Below are 21,843 nucleotides of genomic sequence, written 5' to 3'. Positions count from 1 at the left end.
CCGGGCGCCTATCCGGAATCGGCAATATCGCGGCGTGGCAGGCAGCGCGGCAGCGCCGATGATGTCCCCCGCGCCTGGCCAGCCCCATCCGGGCGCCCGGGCGCGGCGCGCAGGGCTGGGGTGTCAGCGGTATGCCCCGCTGCACGCGGGCTGCAGGTTTGCCAATTCGGGCTACGCCTGTCCGATTATCCGACGCAATAATCAGCGTCACGATAGTCCCACAGCCCAGCCCCGACAATGAAACCATTCCGCTCTGCACTCCACCTGGCCTCCCGCCATGTCCTGCTGGCCGCGCTCGCCGCTGCCGGCCTGTCCACCGCCGTGATGCTGCCGCTGCCGGCGGCTGCCCATGGCGCCGCCGCGCACATGGTGCCGCTGAAGAAAGCCATGGAATCCTTCGGCGCCAGCGTGCGCTGGGATGCCTATGCGGGCGTCTGGACCATCACCCGCAACAGCGTCATCGTGCGCGTCAAGCCGCGCGCCCGTACCGCGCTGGTCAATGGCCAGAGCGTGGCCCTGCCGGTGCCGCTGGTGATGAAGGGCGACCAGCCCTATGTCTCGGAAGATTTCATCAATACCGTCTTCGCGCCCAGCCTGGACAAGACCTTCCAGATCGAGGCCGTGCCGCATCCCCTGAACCCGCTGTCGGCCGCCGAGATCACGGCCACTGTCGATGCGCTCAAGGCCAGCGGCCACTACCAGCCCAACTATCGCTTCACCGAGATCAGCCTGGCCGAACCGCCCAAGGAGCAGGTCTGGCAATTCGCCTTGGGCGAGGGCCGGCCGGTCTTCGAGCGGCGTGCCAATTTCACCCTGCTCGATGGCCGCAACGTCATCGAAGGTACGGTGGACCTGGCCCGGCATAGCGTGGTGCGCTGGGAACCCAAGGCCGGCGTACAGGGCATGGTGCTGGTGGATGACTTCGAGACGGTGCAGAATTCGCTGGAATCCAGCCCTGAGTATGTACAGGCGATCGCCCGCCGTGGCATCAGCGACATGAAGAAGGTGGTGGCGACACCGTTGACGGTGGGTTACTTCGGCGGCAAGGACGCGCTGGAAGAGGATAGCCGCCTGCTCAAGGTGGTCAGCTACCTCGATGTGGGTGACGGCAACTACTGGGCCCATCCCATCGAGAACCTGGTGGCGGTGGTGGACGTGGTCAACAAGAAGGTGATCAAGGTCGAGGACAACGGTGTCATCCCGGTGCCGCTCAAGCCCACCGGCTACGACGGCCGTGGTCGCACCCTCACGCCGCCGCCCAAGCCGCTGGAGATCAGCGAGCCCGAAGGCAAGAACTACACCATCAGCGGCAACACCCTGCACTGGCGCAACTGGGAGATGCACTTCAAGCTCGATTCGCGCGTGGGCCTGATGTTCTCCACCGTGACCTACAACGACCACGGCAAGAAGCGCCAGATCATGTACGAGGGTTCGCTGGGCGGCATGATCGTGCCTTATGGCGATCCGGACGTGGGCTGGTACTTCAAGGCCTACCTGGATTCGGGCGAATACGGCATGGGCACGCTGACCTCGTCCATCGAGCGCGGCAAGGACACCCCCGAGAACGCGGTGCTGCTGGACGCCACCATTGCCGACAGCAGCGGCAAGCCGCGCGTGATCCCGCGCGCCATTGGCGTGTTCGAGCGCTATGCCGGACCGGAGTTCAAGCACCAGGAATACGGCCAGCCCAACCTGTCGGTGGAGCGGCGTGAGTTGGTGATCCGCTGGATCAGCACGGTGGGCAACTACGACTACATCTTCGACTGGGTCTTTGCCGAGAACGGCACCATCGGCATCAACGCCGGTGCCACCGGTATCGAAGCGGTCAAGGGCGTGCAGGCCTCGACCATGCGCGACGCCAGCGCCGCCGAGGATACCCGCTATGGCACCCTGATCGATCACAACGTCGTCGGCACCACCCACCAGCACATCTACAACTTCAGGCTGGATCTGGACATCGATGGGCAGGGCAATTCGCTCACCGAAGTCGACCCGGTGGTCTTGCCCAACACCCGTGGCGGCCCGCGCAGCAGCACCATGCAGACCGTGCAGCGTACGCCCGAGACCGAGCAGCAGGCCGCGCAGAAGTTCGATGCCTCGACCATCCGGCTCCTGAGCAATCCCAACAAGTTCAACAAGGTTGGCAATCCGGTGTCCTACCAGTTGATCCCCTATGCAGGCGGCACCCACCCCATCGCCAAGGGCGCCAACTTCTCGCAGGATGAATGGCTCAACCGGCGTCTGAGCTTCATGGATCGCCAGCTGTGGGTCACCCGCTACGACCCCGAGCAGCGCTTCCCCGAGGGCAAGTATCCCAACCGCTCGCATGAAGACACCGGGCTGGGCGCCTTCGTCAAGGACAACCAGTCCATCGTCAACCAGGATGACGTGGTCTGGCTGACCACCGGCACCACCCACGTGGCGCGCGCCGAGGAATGGCCGATCATGCCCACCGAATGGGTGCATGTGCTGCTCAAGCCCTGGAACTTCTTCGACGAGACGCCCACCCTGGGCCTGAACAAGAAAAAATAAGTTGTTGCTCCCTGCACGACCTTTCCCCATGACCGCCTCCGGCCCCGGCCAGGGCGGTCTTTTTCTTCAAGGAGACCGTATGTACACCACCGGCAATATCATCGGCGGCCAGCTGCGCACCGCCGAGCGCCTGCTCGATTCCCGCAATCCCGCCAATGGCGAGGTGATGGGCCGCTTCCCCCAGTCCGACGCCATCGAGGTGGCCGCCGCCGTGGCGGCTGCCCGCAATGCCCAGCCAGCCTGGGCGGCGCTGGATCTGGAACAGCGCCGCGCCGCGCTGCACCGGGTGGCCGATGCCATCGCTGCCAATGCCGAATGGCTGGCCACGCTGGTGACGCAGGAGCAGGGGCGTCCGCTGGGCGGGGTGGGGCCGGACCAGGTGCCGGGTTCGCGCTTCGAGCTGTGGGGCTGCGAAGCCTGGACGCGCGCCACCGCCAGCCTGACGCTGGCGCCCGAGGTGGTGTTCGAGGACGAGACCCGGCGCGATGAACTGCATCGCAAGCCCTTCGGTGTGGTGGCCGCCATCGCCCCGTGGAACTGGCCGCTGATGATCTCGATCTGGCAGGTCATCCCGGCCATCTTCGCCGGCAATACCGTGGTCCTGAAACCGTCCGAATACACCAGCGTGTGCGGCCTGGAACTGGCCAAGGTGATCGCTGGCGCCTTGCCGCCGGGCGTGATGAATACCGTCAGCGGCGACGGCAGCGTGGGGGCGCTGCTGGTGGAGGATCCCCAGGTCAACAAGATCATGTTCACCGGCTCGGGCGCCACTGGGGCGCGCATTGTCGCCGCCGCCGCCCGCAACCTCACGCCCACCACCATGGAGCTGGGCGGCAATGACGCCGCCATCGTGCTCGACGACGCCGATCCCAAGGCCATTGCGCCGGGCCTGTTCTGGGGCGCCTTCCTCAACATGGGGCAGACCTGCGCCTGCGCCAAACGACTCTACGTGCCCGACGCTCTGCATGACCAGATCGTCGCCGAGCTCCAGGCCATCATCGCCGCCACGCCCATGGGAGACGGCCTGCAGCCGGGCATCGCCATGGGGCCGGTGCAGAACCGCATGCAGTTGCAGAAGGTGGCGGCGCTGGTGGACAGCGCCCGCGAGGATGGGGCCACCATCGTCTGCGGTGGCCGCTTGCCGGATGGCCCGGGCAACTTCTATCCCCTCACGCTGGTGACCGATATCCGTGATGGCGCGCGCCTGGTCGACGAGGAACAATTCGGCCCGGTGCTGCCCATCATCCGCTACAGCGAGCTGGAAGAGGCCATCGCCAATGCCAACCGGCTCGACGTCGGCCTGGGCGCGTCGGTATGGAGCAGCGACAGCGCACGTGCGGCGCAGATTGCCACGCGCCTGCAGGCCGGGACCGTCTGGATCAACCAGCATGGCATGGTGCATCCCATGGTGCCGTTCGGTGGCGTCAAGCGCTCGGGCTGGGGGCTGGAGTTCGGCAATGAAGGCTTGAAGTCGGTGACGCAGCCGCAGGTGATCAGCCTGAAGAAATAAGCGCCGGCCAACTACGGCGCACAAAAAAAAGAGGATATCCGCGGATATCCTCTTTGCATTTTGCTGCCGGTTTTCAGTTGCCGGCACGCGCCTCCAGTCTGGCCTGCCCACCCTTGCCATAGGCCAGCGGCCGGTCGGCGCGACCATCCTGCAGTTCCAGCGTGGTCAGGGCATCGCGCGCCATGGCGGCCACGCGCCAGCTGCGGCCATCGTCGTCACTGACGATCAGCGCCCCGGAGAGGGAGCTGCCGATCACCTTGCTGCCCTCGGTGCGCAGCGAGGTGATGGAGCCGCTGGTGGGCGAAGCCACGTTCTGCCAGTGCTGGCCACCATCGTCGCTGCGCAGGATCTTGCCGCCCAGGCCACCTACCACCAAGGCGCCGGAGGCCGTGGCCACGCCACTCCACAGCGAGGCCCTGGAGCCGGTGGCGATACCCTCCCAGTGCTGGCCTTGGTCGGTCGAGCGATACAGCACGCCCTGTTCGGCCGCGACATAGAGTGCACCGTCGGCGCCGGGGAAGAGGTGCAGCAGGTTCAGGTCGCCGCGTTTCTGGCCCGGCGCGGTGGGCAGCTTGACCTGCTCCCAGTGCTGGCCGCCATCGCGGGTGTGCAGCAGCAGCGACCACAGCCCGGCCGCCCAGCCTTCGTTGGCATTGGCAAACCAGATCGAGAAGAGCGGCTGGTCGACCGTGGTATCGCTACGTTGCAGCGTCCAGTGGCGACCGCCATCGCTGGTGTGCAGGATGGCGCCGCCATGCCCGGCGGCCCAACCCTGTTCGCTGTCGGCGAAGGCCACCGAGGTCAGGGTGAAGTCCACCGGCACCTGCTCGGCCTGGCGGTAGCTGGCGCCGCCGTCGTCGGAGAGGATGATGTAGCCGTAGGCGCCTACGGCCACGATGCGACTGCTTGCCTGATTACCGGCGCGGGTGGCACCCAGCATCATGTTGTGCAGGGCATGGGCGTCGGCGCGCGCGGCGGCCAGGGGGATGGGGGCGCCGGCCTGGGCCAGCGCGGCGCTGGCCGGGATCAGCGCCAGGCTGGCGGCGAGCGCCGACAGGGCGTGCTTGAAGAAGAAAGTCATCGAAATCGTCCTTGCGGGGTCAGTGCGCCAGGGCGCTGTTGAGCTTGATCGGGGTCTTGCGCGGGAACATCTTTTCCAGCACCACGGCAAAGGCCGGCAGCGCGGTCATCGCCATGACCAGGTTGACCAGGAACATGAAGGCCAGCAGCTTGCCCATGTCGGCCTGGAACTTCAGCGCCGAGAACGACCAGGTCGCCACGCCGATGGCCAGTGTGATGGCGGTGAAGATGGTGGCCATGCCGATTTCCTGGAGCGAGTGGTGCAGTGCTTCCTCGATGGGCTGGCCGGCGGCCAGGTGCATCTGCAGGCGGTTGTAGATGTAGAACGCGTAGTCCACGCCGATGCCCACGGCCAGCACCATCACCGGCAGCGTGGCCACCGTCAGGCCGATCTGCAGCTGCTTCATGAAGGCGTAGCCGATGAAGGTGGCCACCGTCAGTGGCAGGCAGCAGGCGATGATGGCGCGCCAGTCGCGATAGACGGCAAACACCAGCAGCACGATGGCGCCATAGACGTAGAGCATCATGGGCAGTTCGGACTTCTCGACTTCGTCATTGACGGCGGCGATGACGCCGGCATTGCCGGCGGCCAGGCGGATCTCCAGCCCGGCCAGCTTGTGCTGGTCGCGATATTGCTTGACCGCCTGGATGACGCCATTGATGGTGGCGGCCTTGTGGTCGGCCAGGAACAGATGGGTCGCCAGCATGTTGCAGTCCTTGGAGAGGAAGCCGCGCACGCGCCCGATCTCCACGGCCAGCGCCGCGTAGTTGGCGGCATCCAGCGGCACGGTGAACATGGCCGGGTTGCCTTCGTTGTAGCCCTCGTTGTAGATCTTCATCTGGTCGGCGAAGGAGCTTACCGACAGCACGCCCGGCACATGGCGCATGACGGTGTCGAACTGGTCCTGGTAGCGGCCGAAGCTGACGTTGTCGCAGGAGTTGGCGGGGGTGGAGAGGATCACCGTCAGCCAGTCCAGGCCATTGCCGTAGTTCTCGGCGATCCAGCGGGCATCCTGGTTGTAGCGCGAATTGGCGTGCAATTCCGGTGCGCCCGGCTGCAGCGTGCCGACCAGGCGGTCGTGGCTGTACCAGGCGGCGCCCGCCAACAGCAACAGCGTGACCACCACGATGGTGCGTGCCACCCTGGGTTCGGCCGCGCGCGAGAGCACGGCCAGCCAGCGTCCGCGCGCCTGCTGGGCGCGCATGGCGGCGTCGGCATAGCCACGGCCGACCTTGAGCAGCGAGGCCGCCAGCGGCAGCATCACCAGGTTGGTGACGATCTTGTAGGCCACGCCGATGGAGGCGGTGATGGCCAGCTCGCGCACCATGGGGATGGGGATCATCACCAGCGTGATGAAGGAGACAAAGGCCGTCACCAGTGCCAGCACGCCCGGGATCAACAGGCCGCGGAAGCTGGCGCGCGCCGACACTTCGCAGGACAGGCCGCTGGCGATGCCGCGCACGATGGTATTGATCTGCTGCACCCCATGCGAGACGCCGATGGCAAACACCAGGAAGGGCACCAGCACCGCCAGTGGATCGAGCCCGTAGCCGAGCAGGCGCAGCGTGCCGAACTGCCACACCAGCGAGACCAGCGAGCAGGCCACCGGCAGCAGCGTGAAGGGCAGGGAGCGGCAATACCAGTAGACCGCGATGGTGGTCAGCAGCAGCGCCATCGCGCAGAACTTGAGCACGCCCTCGGCGCCATCGGCAACGTCACCGATCTGCTTGGCGAAGCCGATGATCTGCACCTCGAAGTCGGCATCCTCGTACTTGGCGCGCAAGTCGTTCAGGAGCTTGTTGTAGGCCAGGTAATCGACCTTGTCGCCCTTGGCATCGAATTCATTGATCTCGGCCACGATCATGGCGCTGTCCTGGTTGCGCGAGATCAGGGTGCCGACGAAGCCGCCGTTGATGGCGGTATTGCGGATCTGGGCGATGCTCTCCGGCGTGAGTGCCGAGGGAATCACCGTGCCGGGAATCACCGGATCGGCGCGAAAGCCTTCCTCGGTGATCTCGTTGACGAAGGTATTGGGCGTCCACAGCGATTGCACACCCAGCCGGCTGATATTGGGCAGGAACATGACGGCCTGGGTCATGTCGCTCAGGCGCGTTAAGGCGGCCTGGGTCCAGATGTCGCCCTTGCGGGCGCGCAGCACGATATTGAGGCGGTTGGCGCCGAGCACGTCGTCACGGTATTGCTTGAAGGTGTCGATGTACTCGTGGTGGGTGGGCATCTGCTTTTCGAAGCCGGCGTCCATGCGCAATTGCAGCGCGAAGAAGGACATGGCTGCCGTAAAGACCAGCAGGCCCAGCAGGAGAGGGATGCGGAAGCGGAAGACGGTGGCCTCGAAACGGGCCAGGCTGAAGAGGCGATTGGCGGAACCCATGGTGCGTTTTTCTCAGGTGAAGACGATTGCCGCCCGCAGGCGGCCAAACGCCCGGCACCAGGGCCGGGCGTGACGACGTGTTGCTAGAAGTTGCGGCTGACGGTCAGGCCATAGAAACTGCGGTCGCTCAGGGGTTGGTCGAACACGCTGGCGCCGCCCCAGAACTTGGCGAAGTTCAGCGCCACCTGCCACTTGGCGGGGTTTTGCATGAAGGTGATGGTGAAGTTGGCCATCTTGGCGCCTTCCATGAAGGTGGCCGTGGCGTTGGGCGTGCGTCCCTTCAGGGCCTGGAAGTAGTAGATCTCCGGGATCACCTGCCAGCCCGGCACCAGCGAGCCGTCATAGACCCAGCTGAAGTCCAGGTTGTAGCCGTAGGAGGTGGCCGTGCCGACGCCGGCGGTGTTGCCGCCGTTGGCCAGGGTGGAGTTGGCATTGGCGGTGGTGTCATAGCCCCAGCCCCACAGGCCGGCTGCCACCGGGATGCCGTCATAGGAACTCTTCAGGTTGGGATAACGGATCGCCACGGCCTCGGCCATCAGGGTCGCGGTGTCAGCCCCCAGCAGCTTGAGGATGCTGCCATGCTCGCTGGGCGTGAGGCTGAGCAGGCCGGTGACGGCCAGCTGGTACTTGGCGGTCTCGACATAGCACTTGCCATTGGTCATGCAATAGCCGCCGTTGGCGTTCTGCACCGAGCCATTGAGGGCCACGGCATCCTTGGGCCGGTACGACAGTTCTGTACCGATGGCCCAGTTCCCCAGCGGGAAGTTGGCCGACAGGCCGATCATCTTGCGGTCTTCCAGATAGGAGTAGCCCAGGCCGCTGGCGGTGTTGGCCGTGGAGAGCACCGGCGACTTGTCGTGGTAGTTCATCACGTACAGGCCGAAGTTGACCTCGGCACCGGGCGGGGTATAGCGCAGGGCCACGCCATACTGGCCGGTGGAGCGCGGCCGGTTGGTGGTGGGCACGCCCAGGGCATCGGCGCCACTGCCCACGGTGGCGGTGGACCAGTAGCTGCCTACGGGCGGGAAGTAGTTGCTTTCCCAGCCCTGCTGCACATAGGTCTCGATGGAGAAACCATTGCCCATGCCCGAGGCGAAGTTGACCATGGGCGCCGGCAGGATGGCTTCCTTCAGTTGCGTGCCGGGATTGGACAGGCGCATCAGGTCGATGGCATTGGTCTGGTTGATGCCGCCCGGCAGGAACAGGCTTTCGCCCCAGTTCACCACCTGGTTGCCGACCCGCACGCGGGCGCGTTCCTCGCCCAGGTTGAAGGACTTGCTGACCCACAGGTCCAGCAGCCGCACCTTGGAATGCAGCTCGTTGGTGGCGTCGTCCGACAGCGAGCGGCCGGTGGTGTTGGCGCCGCTGATGTTGCCGCTGGTGCTGGTGGCCGAGTAGTCGCGCAACCAGCTCACGCGCCCCAGGAACTTGACGTCCTCGGGCATGTTCAGCAGCAGTTCATGCGTGCCCTTGAGATAGGTGGTGAAGCGGTCGCCGCGGTTGTAGTTCAGGTTGCCCTGGTCGTTGAGCGAGGACAGCGAGTCGGCGCAGCCGGCCGGTGCGCCACTGCCGCTGGCCGGCGAGGCAGTGCCGGCGCTGCTGCCGATCACCAGCCCGCAGGATTGCGAACTGGCGCGTACGCCCACGCCCAGGGAGACGGTGGAGTCGAAGTTGCCCGAGACCGTCTCGCCCTCGAAGGTAAAGGCCTGGGCGCCGCTGCTGCAGAGGCTGGCCGCCGCCAGCGCCAGCAGTTTCTTGTGCATGTTTTTTTTCATTGTTTTCTCTCTCCCGTTGCTGGCTGGCGATCAGCGGTCGCTGATGGCGCGCAGGTTGTCGGCGCTGTAGAAGCTGGCCTTGGCGCGCGGATTGCCCTTCCCATCGACTTCCCAGGCCAGGTCGCGACCGGTGCCCACCGAGTGCAGGTCGAACACGTAGCGGCCTTCGGCCAGGTTGTACTGGGCAAAGCCGGCCTGGTCGCAGCTGCCGGTTTCATAGACGGGGATCACATAGGCTTCGCGGTGCTTCCACAGCTTGCCCTGGGCGTCGTAGTCGTCGGCGGCGACCAGGTTCCAGCTGTCTTCGTCGATGTAGAAGGTACGCTTGGGTGCCAGGTGACGTACGCCGGCCTTGACGGTGGCTTCCACCACCCAGACACGGTGCAGCTCGTAGCGGCGGGCATTCTCGGCGATGAATTCGTCGCCGGCGACATCCTCGAACTTGGTCTTGAACTCGGTGCCGCCGAAGCTGCCGTAGGGCACCAGCATTTCCTTCTTGCCGACCAGCTTCCAGTCGAAGCGGTCCACCGTGCCGTTGAAGACCATGGGCTCATCCAGGGTGTACTGGTTTTCCATGCCGATCTGCGGCGAGTCGTAGGCGTAGGAGGGCATGCGGCGCACGCGGCGCTGGCCCGGGAAGTAGTAGAAGGTCTCGCTGCCGGGCTGGTTGAGGAAGGTGGCGATCGACAGCGCCTGGCCGGCCAGCGCGGTGGGCGAGTTGTAGGCGAAGTAGGTGTAGTACTCCACCGGCGGCAGCGTGGACAGGTTGGCGCTGCCCTTGTTGGCCCAGGGGAAGTACATGGTCTGCTGCGAGCCGGCCTTGATCCACTCGGTGCTGCCCTTGCGCGGCGAGACGGCGGTGATGGTGGACTTCAGCTCGAAGGCCACGCCGCGATAGCGCATCTTGCTGTTGTACATGGCTTCCTCGCCGGTCTTGGGCAGCGGGAAGGGGATGCCCGGCACTACAGCCTCGGCCAGGCTCCAGCCGTCCGGGCCGATCTTGGCGATGCTGTTCTTCTTGGTGTTCTCGGCGACGAAATCGGGGGCGCTGCAATAGCGGTGGCTGGGATAGACATCCATCTTGTAGCCCTTGATCTGCTTGATCAGGGCAATCTGGCCGGGTGTCAGCTTGCTGGCGTACTTGTCGACGTTGGAGGCATCGATGGTGTCGGTCTTCTTGTCGTCCTTGTACTTGAAGAACTCGCGACGCAGCTTGCCGTAGGACCAGCCGGGCAGGGCCGGGTTCTCGTCCTTCCATTCGGGGACGCCGTTGCCGCCGGCCTTCTCGCCACCCAGGGGCGTCAGGCTGCCGCCCAGGTCCTGCGGGGTGGCGGCGTGGGCGAAGGTGCTGGCCAGCGCCAGGGCCATGAGTCCCATGTTGATGTGCTTCATCGTGCTCTCTCCATTTCGTGATGCTGTGTTGTGCGTGGACCGGTTGCGTGCGACCTGGGGGAGGCCGCACCCGACACCGGAGACATGACCGGTTTCCTGAGACTCGCAGGGCAGTCCCTATCGTTGCGGGCCGGTTCGGCGCACACCATTCCTGACATCCGGCTGACGAAATGGCGATCTGACTCGCTTATGGCGGCGTCCTTGATAGGTAGCTTTTTGAGAACAGTGGACGAGAGAGAATTTAGAATCGGCGGGCTTCTCACCGTTAGCCGCTTTTAGCAAACCAAGCGCATGGCGCTGAAATACCACTGTCCAAAATGATGCGCGGCAGGATGCCGCCAGCCTGGAGGGCGGATTGCGGGGTGCGGGGAGGTGCCGTGGACTGTACCGGCGAGATGATGGGAACGACAGCGGATTATGCGCCGGGCGAGAAATTTCGCTGTGGCAGTGACCGTCATTGTTGACTGATTCGTCGTTAATCCAGGGGAGGATGCGAGCAAGTGAAGTGATTGCTCGTATTCTGCATGGCAGATCCACGACCCCGGTCGGTGCAAGGCCAAGGCATTTGCCGAAAACGGATAGGCTGGCGCCCCAAAATCGCCCAAATCGCCCAAACCGTGATGACGAGAGGGGGGGCTTGGTAACCGCTGTTACCAAGCCCCCGGGGTCTCAGTTAGTTGCGGCTGACCTGCAATGCCGTCTCGGAGGGCAGCACGCCGAACATCTTCTTGTATTCGGAGGCAAAGCGGCTGGCGTGGTTGAAGCCGCACAGGGCGGCCAGGTTGCCGATGGTGTCTTGCCGGTCGCAGACGCCGTCCTGCACGTTGCGGCGCTTGATCTCGCGGTGGGCGGCGTTCAGGCGCAGGGCCTTGAGGTATTGCAGGGGCGAGATATCCAGGCGCTCTTCGAAGCAGTATTGCAGCGTACGGCGGCTGACATGGGTGGCGCGGCAGACATCGAGGATGCCGATCTCGTCACCGGCATGCTGGCGCATGTAGTCGATGGCATTGTGCACGATGCGCTCGCGGCGCTGGCGTGAGGGCAGGGTGGCTTCCAGATCGTGATGGCCCTGCTGCAGCGACAGCGCCAGGGCCACGTTGCTGATGGCGGTGGAGGCCAGGGCCCGCGGGCTGAAGCTGCGCGCCGGGCCGTCGGCCGGGTGCTGCATCAGCTCCGACGCCAGCGCAAAGTACTGGCGCAGCATGCTGGCGGCCCCCGCATCGATCTGCATCACCGACAGGTCCAGCCACCTGCGCACGCTGGCGTCGTCCTGCTCATGCAACTGGGAAAGGAACAGTTCGCGCGGCACCGAGATACCCAGCAACTCGATGGGGCCGTTGGTACGGAAATGATGGGCGCGGCTGCCATCGAGCACGATCAGCAGGTCCTGGGTCAGCGGGCGACCGTTGAGCAGGTGGCCATCTGCGTCGGTATTGCAGATGCCGATGACGACCTGGTCGGGCGGCGGCATGATGCGCTCATGCAGAGAGGTGTTGGTACTTTCGCGGATGAAGTGGAATTCATCGGTCTGTACCGTAGAGAGCGCACCGACAAAGCGGCCACTGCCCAGTTGCTGATACTCCTGCTGCCATCCGGTCAGCATGCTGGCTTGTTCGTCCACATCCGAAAACTCGACGGTGTTGACGGAGAAATCACGGGAATACATGGCGCGGCTCCTTATGTTTTTTGCGGCTTCATGCAAAATCCGCGCCAGTGGCAGCAGACGGATCGCACATGAGACGGACCAACATACGGAAACGGCAAAAGCACACGCTTGGCCAAGGGTGGATGTCCTTGGGCCTGGGCCGGGGGCAGGCATGATGTTTTTCGTCTCCGTTGTCTCGGAGCACCTTCGAGGGTGACTCTCGGACTTGTAATTTTTCCGCCAATCTACTGAATCAGCATTAAAACCGCAATGGCGCTTTCGTCACATTGGGGTTAGCGAGCATTGCGGCGGGATGGGCATTGTGCTAGCCAATCGCGGCCGGAAGCGTGGGGGACACGGTTTGTCGCGGTTGCTTTCCGCAGCGGCGCAGGCGGCCGGTGCAAGGGACGCCTGTGGTGGAATGTTCAAAAAATCCACGCTGCCGGGATGGCGTCGTCATTTGCCTGATTGTTCATATCGGCATTTTCTTGCTGCCCGGGATTGCGCTGTATCGCCGCGCTGGTCGCGCCCTTGTATTTCCTGCATGTACAAAAATTCATATCCACGGCGGCGCAACCCAGAATGGCCAGGTCTGGCCACTGGTGCAGGCTTCACCTTGGTGCGATTGCCTGCGCTGGCGAGCTTCGATTGAATGAGCCTGGGACGAAATTTTACGAACTCAAATACGAAAAATTTCGGTAAGACAGCTCAGGGAGAACAGTATGCCTATCACCATCAATCGAATGAGTACGCAGGTGTCGCCAGTGCGCGTGGTCGCGACACCCCGTCGCAAGCCAGCAGCGGCGATCGTGACCGGCAAGCCGGCCTTCCATGCCGCGGCTGTCGTACCGGTGGCAGGTGTTCTCCCGCTTGCCGGTCACCGCCCGGCCAGCACCGGCGGCCAGCCGCTTGCCGGTTCCCGCCAGATGCACGATATCAGGCAGGCCCCGTCCCGCCAGGAAAGTGACGATGCCAACCTGCTGTCGCTGCGGGGTGCCGTCACCGCTGGCGCCGTAGCCGGGCGCCTGGGCATCTGGAATGCCGGCAGTGGCAAGAGCGCCCCGCCAGCAGGCAGCACACGGTCGACGCTATCGGCTTCGCATTCCGTCGAGCCATCGACACTGGCACAAGCCCAGCCTGTCGGCGTCAAGCCGGGCGTGCTGGAGCCTGAGCCCCTCTATTCACCCAAACCGATCACCGGGTGGCCGCCGACGCCAGGCAAGACACATCCCGCGTCACCAGCGAGCGTGTGTCCTTCCACCCCGGCGGGCGTTCGTCCATCGACGCCGGGCAGTGTCTGTCCGCTGCCGCAGGATGTCAGTCCCGATCCCCGCGGGCCGGCCAACAAGCCATGGATTGTCATCGGGGATGTGGTGCCGCTGCATGATGCGTTTCCGCCCGATGTGGTGATCATCTATTCCAACTGCGTGCCGGTCCCGATTTCGTCGCTGATCCCGTCGTGCCCGCCCAAGGCGGCGCCGGTACTCAAGCCGGCAGTGGTGCCGGCAGCGGTTCCCGTCGTTGCTCCGGTGCTTACCCCGGCAGTTACGCCAGCAGTTGCACCGGCACCGGCGCCGGTCATCGCCGCAGCCCCGTCGCCGGTCGCTGCGCCCGCCGAGGCCAGCAGTGATGCCACGGTGGTGGTCGGATCGGTAGCGGTAGTGCCAGTCCCGGTTCCTGCCATCGCAGGCTTCGCGGCACTGCCTGCCACGGTGATCGCCGCTGCGCCGCCGCCGCTGGCAGTGCCCGAGACTGACTTCCGCAGCCTGCGTGAGAACGACAACGTCATCAAGCTCTCCTACGGGCGCTCCGTCACGTTCAAGCCCGATGACGTCAAGGTCATTGTGAGCCGGCCGGATTTGTTGATCGGCACCGACGGCGATGACCGCCTGGACTACACGGGCTCGTCGCTGAACGATTGGCTGCGCGGCAGCCGACCGCGCTTTACCCAGTTCATCGGCGGCGGTGGCAATGACACCGTCATCGGAGGCGACACCAATGACACCATGTGGGGCGGCACCGGCAATGACACCCTGATGGGACAGGAGGGTGACGACAAGCTATATGGCGAGGATGGCGATGACATTCTCGATGGTGGCGCCGGCAATGATCTGCTCGACGGCGGCCGGGGCAAAGACCAGATGTACGGTGGCCTGGGCAATGACCGGATGTCGGGGGGCGATGGTGACGACAGCATGTACGGCAACCAGCTCTTCGGAAATGTGCAGAAGACGCTGCTGCCGGGGCAGAGCGATGATGACGTGATGGACGGCGGCGCCGGCAACGACTTCATGGACGGTGGCCTGGGCAACGACCTGATGTGGGGCGGGACCGGCAACGACAACATGCACGGCGGCAGCGGCGACGACAAGCTGTATGGTGGAGAGGGCAATGACACGCTCTTCGGCGAGGCGGGCAACGACGTGCTCATGGGCGGGGATGGCGACGACGTCATCTACGGCGATTTCATGCACACCTACGCCTCGCCCAACAATGACATCGGCGGCGATGACCTGCTCTATGGTGGTGCGGGCAACGACACCCTCTTCGGCGGGGTCGGTAATGACCTGCTCGATGGCGGGACCGGCAACGACCACATGGAAGGCGGCAAGGGCGACGACATCTACGTGGTCGACAACCCCGGCGATAGCATCGTCGAACTGGTCAACGAGGGGCATGATACGGTCATCGCCTCCTGCAGCTATACGCTGTCGGCCAACGTCGAAGACCTGCGCCTGACCGAAGGTGGCAATTTCGATGCCATCGGCAATTCGTGTGACAACATCCTCACCGGTAACAGCGGCGACAATCTCCTCAATGGCGGCAAGGGCGCGGACCAGATGACCGGCGGACGCGGCAACGATACCTACATGGTCGATGACGTCGGCGACAAGATCGTCGAGCTGGCCGGTGAAGGCATCGATACGGTGATTTCCCGGATCGGCTATACGCTGGGTGCGAACCTGGAAAACCTGACCCTGCTGGACGCCACCAAGCCGGAGCGGGAGACCATCAATGGGACGCAGATGCTGACCTACGGCTCACCTCACTACTTCGATCTCGACTACTCGCAAGGCGATGAAGTGCCGGGTTACAAGGGCACTTGCGGCGAGACCAGCGTGGCCAACATCGGCATCATGGCCGGTCTGCCGCTGACCGAGGCGGCGGTGATCAGGACGGCCATCGCCAACGGCTGGTGCAACACCACGTCCACGGATGAGGGGTCGCGCGGCTCCAGCAACCAGTATTCCCAGGTCAGCATGCTGAAGAGTTTCGGATTGCCTGCCGACACCAGTGATGGCTATGACGTCAACCGGCTGGCCGATCTGCTCAAGGATGGGCGCGGCGTGATGGTGGCGGTCAATGCCGGCAAGCTGTGGGACGCACCCAAATACGTCGAGGATGGCTATGTCAACCACGTGGTGGCCGTTACCGGTGTCGCCTGTGATGCCAGCACGGGCGCGGTGGCCGGTTTCTACATCGCCGATTCCGGGCGCGGCCAGGCGGCCGATGGCTGTCGCTATCTCACCGTGGCCGAGATGGACAATGTCGCTGACGTGGTCGGCGCCAGCATGGTCTATACCCTCGATCCGATCAAGATCCGCAACGAGAACATGGAGGCCATCGGCAACGAGCTGGATAACGTCATCACCGGCAATCGCGGCAACAACCTCATCCAGGGCGGACGAGGCGACGATACCCTGATCGGCCAGGCCGGCAACGATACCTATGTCTTCAACCGGGGAGATGGCCGCGACACCATCGTCGACAACGACCAGACGCGCGGCAATCTGGACGTGCTGAAACTGGGTGATATCAACCAGAACAACCTCTGGTTCAGCCAGGTCGGCAACGACCTGCGCATCGACGTGATGGGCGGCAACGATCGCGTGACCATCCGCGACTGGTATGTCGGCGGTACCACCGGGACCGACAACCACGTCGAGCGCATCAAGACCGCCGATGGCAACACGCTCTACGATACCGATGTCGACAGGCTGGTGCAGGCTATGGCCAGTTTTGCGCCACCGCCCGCGTCCCAGACCGCCTGGGTCAATGGACAGTCCAGTGGCGGCAAGACCTTGCTGACGGTCACGCACTGAGCCCGGCGCGGCGGCGGACTTCTAGCCCGCTTTTTTCACCGATCCCTTTTGCTGGCGCATCGTCAGCAGCGTCATCGCCACCGACAGCACCGCGGCCAGTGTGAAGACCATGCCTGAGGCGGCGCGGTCCTCGATGGCCTGGGTCAGCACGGTCGGCATCAGCACCACGCCGATGAAGCCGGCAAAGACGCACAGGCCGGTGGCCTGGCCCACCTTTTCGCGCGGCACGATGGCGGCGATTTCGGAAAACAGGACGCCATTCCACGCCACCACGGCCATGCCCAGCGTGGCGGCGGCAACCAGGAGCAGTAGCAGGTTGGCCGCCGCGAAGGCCGACCAGGCCATGATGGCAAAGCCCAGTGCACCCAGCAGGCCCGACAGGCCCAGCATCTGCTGCGCTGGTACGCCACGGTCCACGCAACGTCCCCACACCAGACGAAACACCACGCCCACCAGGTTGAAGACCGTCAGCAGGATGGCCGCCTGTTCGATGCTCATCGCCTGGAAGCCATGGAGGAATGGCACCAGCATGGCGATCGTGGTGACTTGCAGGCCCGAGAAGACGAAGGCGACGATGGCCAGGATGCGGATAGGCGGATGGGATGACAGCAGCGACCATACGCTGGCCCCCGGCGTGGCGTTGGCGCTGGCATGCGCGGCATGATCGACGGGTGACTTCTCGGTGAAGGCCGCCGCGGCGACCAGGCCGATCAGGCCCGGCACCACAAAGGCCCACAGGATGCCCAGGTGGTCGGTCAGCGGCGGCACCAGCACCGCCGCCAGGGCGGCGCCGGCCGGCACCCCGCTCTGGCGGATCGAAAACAGCAGGCTGCGGTTGCGCATCGGTCCGCTCTGGCTCAGGAAATAGGAGCTGGCCGGGGTGATGCCGCCATAGCCCAGTCCCATCAGCACGCTGCCGGCCAGCACTGCCGCCAGCTGGCCACTGCCGATCAGCAGCATGGCGCCGGCGCACAGGGCCAGGCATAGCCGGCTGACCTGGAAGGCGCCTAGCCGGTGTACGCGGTTGCCGAAATGGATCGACGACCAGGCTGCAGCGGCATAGAGCACCGCCGTATAGAGACCGACCCATTTTGAGGAGACCCCCAGGCTGGCCGCCAGCAGGGGCGAGATGGTCATCACCGCGGTGGCCGCGAAGGAGGTGGCGACCTGGATGGCGGTGAGGACGACGAGGGCGGTGAATGCGTTCATGGCGGATGGGTAGATTGAGATCGGGGATCGTGCCGGATGGCACGGGCAACAGGATGTGGTGGATTTGCCGAAAATCGCGCCGCATCGTGTTGCATCAAGGCATGATTGTAAAAAAAGATGCGAGATCGTGTTTTTTCCTGATAGATTCGATCGAGAAAGACCGTCTTCAAGAACGGCGTTCAGGGAAGTCGCTTCGACATGGGGCGTAGGTTCGCCAGGGCAATCCGGCGCGGGATCGCAGGTCCGCCGGATGACTGGAAGGACGCACCATCAATGACCGACCGGCGGGCGCGGCGGCGAGGGAGCGGGGGAGTGGCGATTGTGGGCATGCGTTTTCTGAGAAGAGATCACCAGTGGAAGATAGGCCAGCTTGTTTTCGGGGCCTTGATCTGCTTCATCGGTTTCCTGACGCTGTTTGGCGCGGCCGGCTTCTTCTGGCTGCAACACGACCTCGAAGAAAAGATCGTGCAGCCCCTGCTGGAGCGCGAAGTCAACCGTGTGCTCGAAGGCTTTCGTTCCGAATACCTGGCCGGTAGCGTCTTCATCAAGCAGATGCAGGGCCTGATGCTGGAGTCCTCGATTCCCCTGCATGGTGACCTGCGTGCGCTGGCGCGCTTCATCGACGCGCTGGCACGACGCGAGAACACCGAGGAGCCGCGCTTTTCCTATGTCCAGTTCGGCAACAGCCGGGGAGAGCTGATCGCGCTCAATCTCAAGGGTGAAGGCAGCCTCGACTACTATCTGCAGGACGAGCACCATCCGGGCCTGCAACAGTTCGACCAGCGACCTGATGCGGACGGCACCATCCCCATCGGTATCACCAGGGACTACGATCCCCGCAAGCGTCCCTGGTATGCCAACGCCACCGACGAATGCCCACAGGTCTCCCCCATCTATTTCAGCATGGGCGCCGACGCCCAGTGGAACGCCTCCATCACCTGTCCGGTCAATCGTTCTCCCGAAGACCAGGGCGTGATCGCCGTCGACCTGTCCTCGTCACGTCTGCAGCAGTTGCTCGATGCGGCGATCGGGCAGTCACTGGTGGCGGGCGTATTCATCGTCGACGACCATGATCGCGTCTTGCTGAAGTCCGATCGCCTGAGTGCGGCGGACAAGCATTTCCTGCTTGAGGGCGAAGGCGGCAAGCCGCGTTTCAGTGAATTCGTCACCTCGCGCCTGTCGGGCAACACCGGTCTGATCAACCTGAAGACCGACTCGCAGGGCAAGTTCCTGATCTACCAGCAGCCGCTGTCCAAGATCGATGGCGCCCCCAGCGAACTGATGCACTACCGGGTGCTGGTGATTTCCTCGCGCGACCAGTTGCTGTCGGTCTTCAACAGCTTCTTCTGGATGAGCTGGATCGCGCTGGGCTTCATCCTTGCGGGGGGCTATGTCCTCATCCGCGTCTACCGGGGCAGCGTCACCTTCCCGCTGATGCGCCTGCGCCGCCAGGCCGAGCAGGTAGCCTTCCGCGATGTGATGAGTACGCACCGCTTCGACCTGCTGTATCCGAGGGGCTGGGCGATCGAGGAGATCGTCTCGGTGCAGGATGCGGTCTCGCGCATGGCCGGCAGTCTCTACAAGCTTTACCAGGAGTTGCGCGAGCAGGTCGACTTCGACCAGGAGAGCGGGCTGTTGAGTCCGATCGGCATCATCGATCGCCTGGACAGCACGGCCTGGCAACAGGCCACGGTGTGCATGGTGGAGATCAGTCACTATGCGCAACTGGCCGACACCCTCAACAAGGTCGCCCTACGGCATCTGTGGCAGAGCCTGTGTGCCCAGGTCGCGCCCATCTGGGCGGAGTTCCCGGAGGTGCGGATGGTACGCTGCCGCTACAGCGAGAGCCGCGTGGCCCTGGTGATGCTGGGCGCGCCGCAGGAACACGAGGCGATCCTGGCCAGGCTCAGGCAGGACACGGAGCGGGTGCTGGGTACCGGCGTGGCTGAAGAGGTGAGGGTGTTCCTGTGCTTTGGCGTGAGTCATTGCCACGAGCGCAGCCGGGCGACGATGGACAAGAGCCTGGCCAATGCCGTGCTGGCGCTGCGCCAGGCACAGCAGCCTGGTGGTGGTGGCTACTGCGTATTCCAGCAGGCCATGCTGGAGAGGGAAGAGCGGGTGCAGGCCCTGCTGGCGGCGATGGATTCGGCCCACATCGAGGATGAATTCACGATGGTCTACCAGCCCATCTGCGACCTGCAGAACGGGCGCATGCACGGCGTCGAAGCGCTCATGCGCTGGCAGTCGCCGCAGTTCGGCGCGGTATCGCCGGCCGAATTCATTCCCCTGGCCGAGGGTAGCGAGCGCATCTCGCAACTGGGGGCGCTGGCGTTTCGCAAGGTGGCTGCCGATGTGGCGCAGTTGCAGCGCCAGGGTTTGCTGCACGCCGGCTTCACGGCGCATGTGAACGTCTCGGTGCGGCAGGCCATGAACGCGCACTTCTTCGAGCAGGTCCGCGACATCGTCCTGGCCGCCGGCGTGGCGCCGTCGTTGATCACGCTGGAGCTGACCGAGAGCCTGCTCATCGACGACGCCCACCATCTGCGCGCGCAGTTCCGGCAATTGAACGCGCTCGGCTTTGGCCTGTGCCTGGATGACTTCGGCACCGGTTATTCGTCGCTCTCGACCCTGCACGATTTCGACTTCGATTGCGTCAAGCTGGATCGTTCCTTCATCGTCCGCTCCACCGAACCGGGGCGTGCGTCCTCGGTGCTGCCGGCCATCGTCGGGATCGCCCGGTCCTTGCAGATGTGTTGCGTGGCCGAAGGCGTGGAAACCGCAGCCCAGGCCGACATGCTGCGCGCCATGGGGTGCGAGTATGTGCAGGGATATCTGTACGCCCGGCCGATGGCATTGACGCAGCTGACGGCCTGGATCACGGAGAACAGCGGCGCCGAGGCAGCCTGAACGACGCGCTGGCCTAAGCTTGCATGGGGCGCCGGGTCATGGTCACCGTGATGATCGCACCGGCCAGCAGCAACAGGCCCGCGATACCGAACGCCCAGTCGTAGCTGCCGGTGGCGGCGATCACATAGCCGGTGGCAATGGGCGCCACCATGCCGAAGACATTGCCCCCCACCACCACGAAGGCCATGGCCTTGCCCACGTCCCTGGCGCTGGGCAAGAGGTCGTTGAGCAGCGCGAAGTTCAGCGAGGTGGTGGCGGCGATGCCGGTCAGGGTGATGGAAAAGACCACCAGCAGCAACGACAGATCGGTGGTGAAGGGGACCGCCAGGATCACCGAACCGACCAGCATGGCCAGGGCCACCGCATTGCGGCGGCGCCCGCTGGCCACGCCTCCACGCTGGACATACATGTCACTGAGGCGTCCGGCCAGGATGCAGAGGACCACCGAGACCGCATAAGGTACCGCCGCGAACATGCCGGTCTTGCCGATGGAGAGGTGGCGCGTGGCCTGCAGGTAGCTGGGCAGCCAGGTCAAAAACAGGTACTGGGTGTAGACGTTGCAACCCTGGGTCAGGGCCAGGCCCCACAGGGTGCGCGTCTTCATCAGGGCCAACAGGCCCTGTGCCTCGCCGCCCTGGGCGGCAGCGCCTTTGGTGTCGCGTTCGCGCAGGATCTTCTCGCGTTCCTGGTCGCCGACCCAGCGCACCTGCTCGGGCGAGCCATAGAAGCACAGCCACACCGCCAGCCAGATGAAGCCGATCCCGCCGGCGATCACGAAGGACAGGCGCCAGCCATATTGCCCCACCAGGAAGGCCAGCAGCACCGAACAGATGGCCGGGCCGGCATAGGAGCCGCTGTTGAACAGCGCCGTGATGACACCGCGTTCACTGGCCGGGATCCACTGGCGGATCACCTTGGCCCCAACCGGATTGCTGCACGATTCGCCGCCCCCCATCACCAGCCGCGCAGTCAGCAGGCTGGCGAAGCTGCCGGCCGCGCCAGTGAGCGCCGTGGCGGCGGACCAGATGAAGATGCCCCAACCGGCGATGCGCTTGGGACCGAAACGGTCCAGCAGCATCCCCATGGGCAGGAGGAACAGTGCATAGCTCCAGATGAACGAGGAGAACAGGTAACCCATGCTGACCGTGGAAAGACCGAATTCCCTGGCAATCGGCGCGGCGGCGATCGACAGGGCAACCCGGTCCATGTAGTTGATCATGGCAAGGGAAAAAAGAAAGGCGGCTATCCAGCCACGACGATAGGACATGAGGTCTCCTCGGAAAGATGGTCTTCCATCTTC

General features: G+C 64.5%; 11 protein-coding genes. 4 read left to right on the top strand and 7 right to left on the bottom strand.

Translation table 11 applies throughout. The features are described from left to right. The first annotated feature begins 237 nt into the window (after window positions 1-237). A complete protein-coding gene (gene tynA / locus ACIPHN_RS03765; RefSeq protein WP_400432913.1) occupies window positions 238-2,532 on the top strand; it encodes a primary-amine oxidase in 2,295 nt (764 codons plus the stop codon). A gap of 79 nt (window positions 2,533-2,611) precedes the next feature. Continuing rightward, window positions 2,612-4,042, top strand: coding sequence for an aldehyde dehydrogenase family protein (locus ACIPHN_RS03760; protein WP_400432911.1), 1,431 nt, complete (start codon window positions 2,612-2,614; stop codon window positions 4,040-4,042). 73 nt (window positions 4,043-4,115) lie between these two features. Here ACIPHN_RS03760 and ACIPHN_RS03755 read toward each other — a convergent pair whose 3' ends face one another. From ACIPHN_RS03755 to ACIPHN_RS03735, 5 genes are all read right to left on the bottom strand, one after another. Next, entirely contained in the window at window positions 4,116-5,123 is a 1,008-nt protein-coding gene (locus ACIPHN_RS03755) for a WD40/YVTN/BNR-like repeat-containing protein (RefSeq protein WP_400432908.1), read from the bottom strand. A gap of 19 nt (window positions 5,124-5,142) precedes the next feature. After that, window positions 5,143-7,512: an RND family transporter gene (locus ACIPHN_RS03750; RefSeq protein WP_400432906.1), complete on the bottom strand. Its 2,370-nt coding sequence runs from the start codon at window positions 7,510-7,512 to the stop codon at window positions 5,143-5,145. 83 nt (window positions 7,513-7,595) lie between these two features. Continuing rightward, window positions 7,596-9,275: a DUF1302 domain-containing protein gene (locus ACIPHN_RS03745; protein WP_400432903.1), complete on the bottom strand. Its 1,680-nt coding sequence runs from the start codon at window positions 9,273-9,275 to the stop codon at window positions 7,596-7,598. 42 nt (window positions 9,276-9,317) lie between these two features. Further along, on the bottom strand, window positions 9,318-10,679 hold the full coding sequence (locus ACIPHN_RS03740; protein ID WP_400432901.1) for a DUF1329 domain-containing protein: 1,362 nt from the start codon (window positions 10,677-10,679) through the stop codon (window positions 9,318-9,320). A 673-nt stretch (window positions 10,680-11,352) separates the two neighbouring features. Beyond that, window positions 11,353-12,345, bottom strand: coding sequence for a helix-turn-helix domain-containing protein (locus tag ACIPHN_RS03735; RefSeq protein ID WP_400432898.1), 993 nt, complete (start codon window positions 12,343-12,345; stop codon window positions 11,353-11,355). Between the two features lie 701 nt (window positions 12,346-13,046). Here ACIPHN_RS03735 and ACIPHN_RS03730 point away from each other — a divergent pair. After that, the gene (locus ACIPHN_RS03730) at window positions 13,047-16,427 is read left to right on the top strand and encodes a calcium-binding protein (protein WP_400432895.1); all 3,381 of its coding nucleotides are present in this window, start codon (window positions 13,047-13,049) and stop codon (window positions 16,425-16,427) included. Between the two features lie 21 nt (window positions 16,428-16,448). Here ACIPHN_RS03730 and ACIPHN_RS03725 read toward each other — a convergent pair whose 3' ends face one another. Continuing rightward, window positions 16,449-17,636: an MFS transporter gene (locus ACIPHN_RS03725; protein ID WP_400432892.1), complete on the bottom strand. Its 1,188-nt coding sequence runs from the start codon at window positions 17,634-17,636 to the stop codon at window positions 16,449-16,451. A gap of 327 nt (window positions 17,637-17,963) precedes the next feature. On the opposite strand from ACIPHN_RS03725, the gene ACIPHN_RS03720 reads away from it, so the two are divergent. Further along, window positions 17,964-20,543: an EAL domain-containing protein gene (locus tag ACIPHN_RS03720; RefSeq protein WP_400432890.1), complete on the top strand. Its 2,580-nt coding sequence runs from the start codon at window positions 17,964-17,966 to the stop codon at window positions 20,541-20,543. Between the two features lie 13 nt (window positions 20,544-20,556). Here ACIPHN_RS03720 and ACIPHN_RS03715 read toward each other — a convergent pair whose 3' ends face one another. After that, window positions 20,557-21,810, bottom strand: a complete 1,254-nt coding sequence (locus ACIPHN_RS03715) for an MFS transporter (RefSeq protein WP_400432887.1) — start codon at window positions 21,808-21,810, stop codon at window positions 20,557-20,559. Window positions 21,811-21,843 lie beyond the last annotated feature (33 nt).

It is taken from the genome of Herbaspirillum sp. NPDC087042 (genome assembly GCF_044745245.1).
Classification (GTDB): Bacteria; Pseudomonadota; Gammaproteobacteria; order Burkholderiales; family Burkholderiaceae_D; genus Herbaspirillum.
Note: the sequence above shows the minus strand (reverse complement) of the source record. Positions and strands in the feature narration are given on the sequence as shown.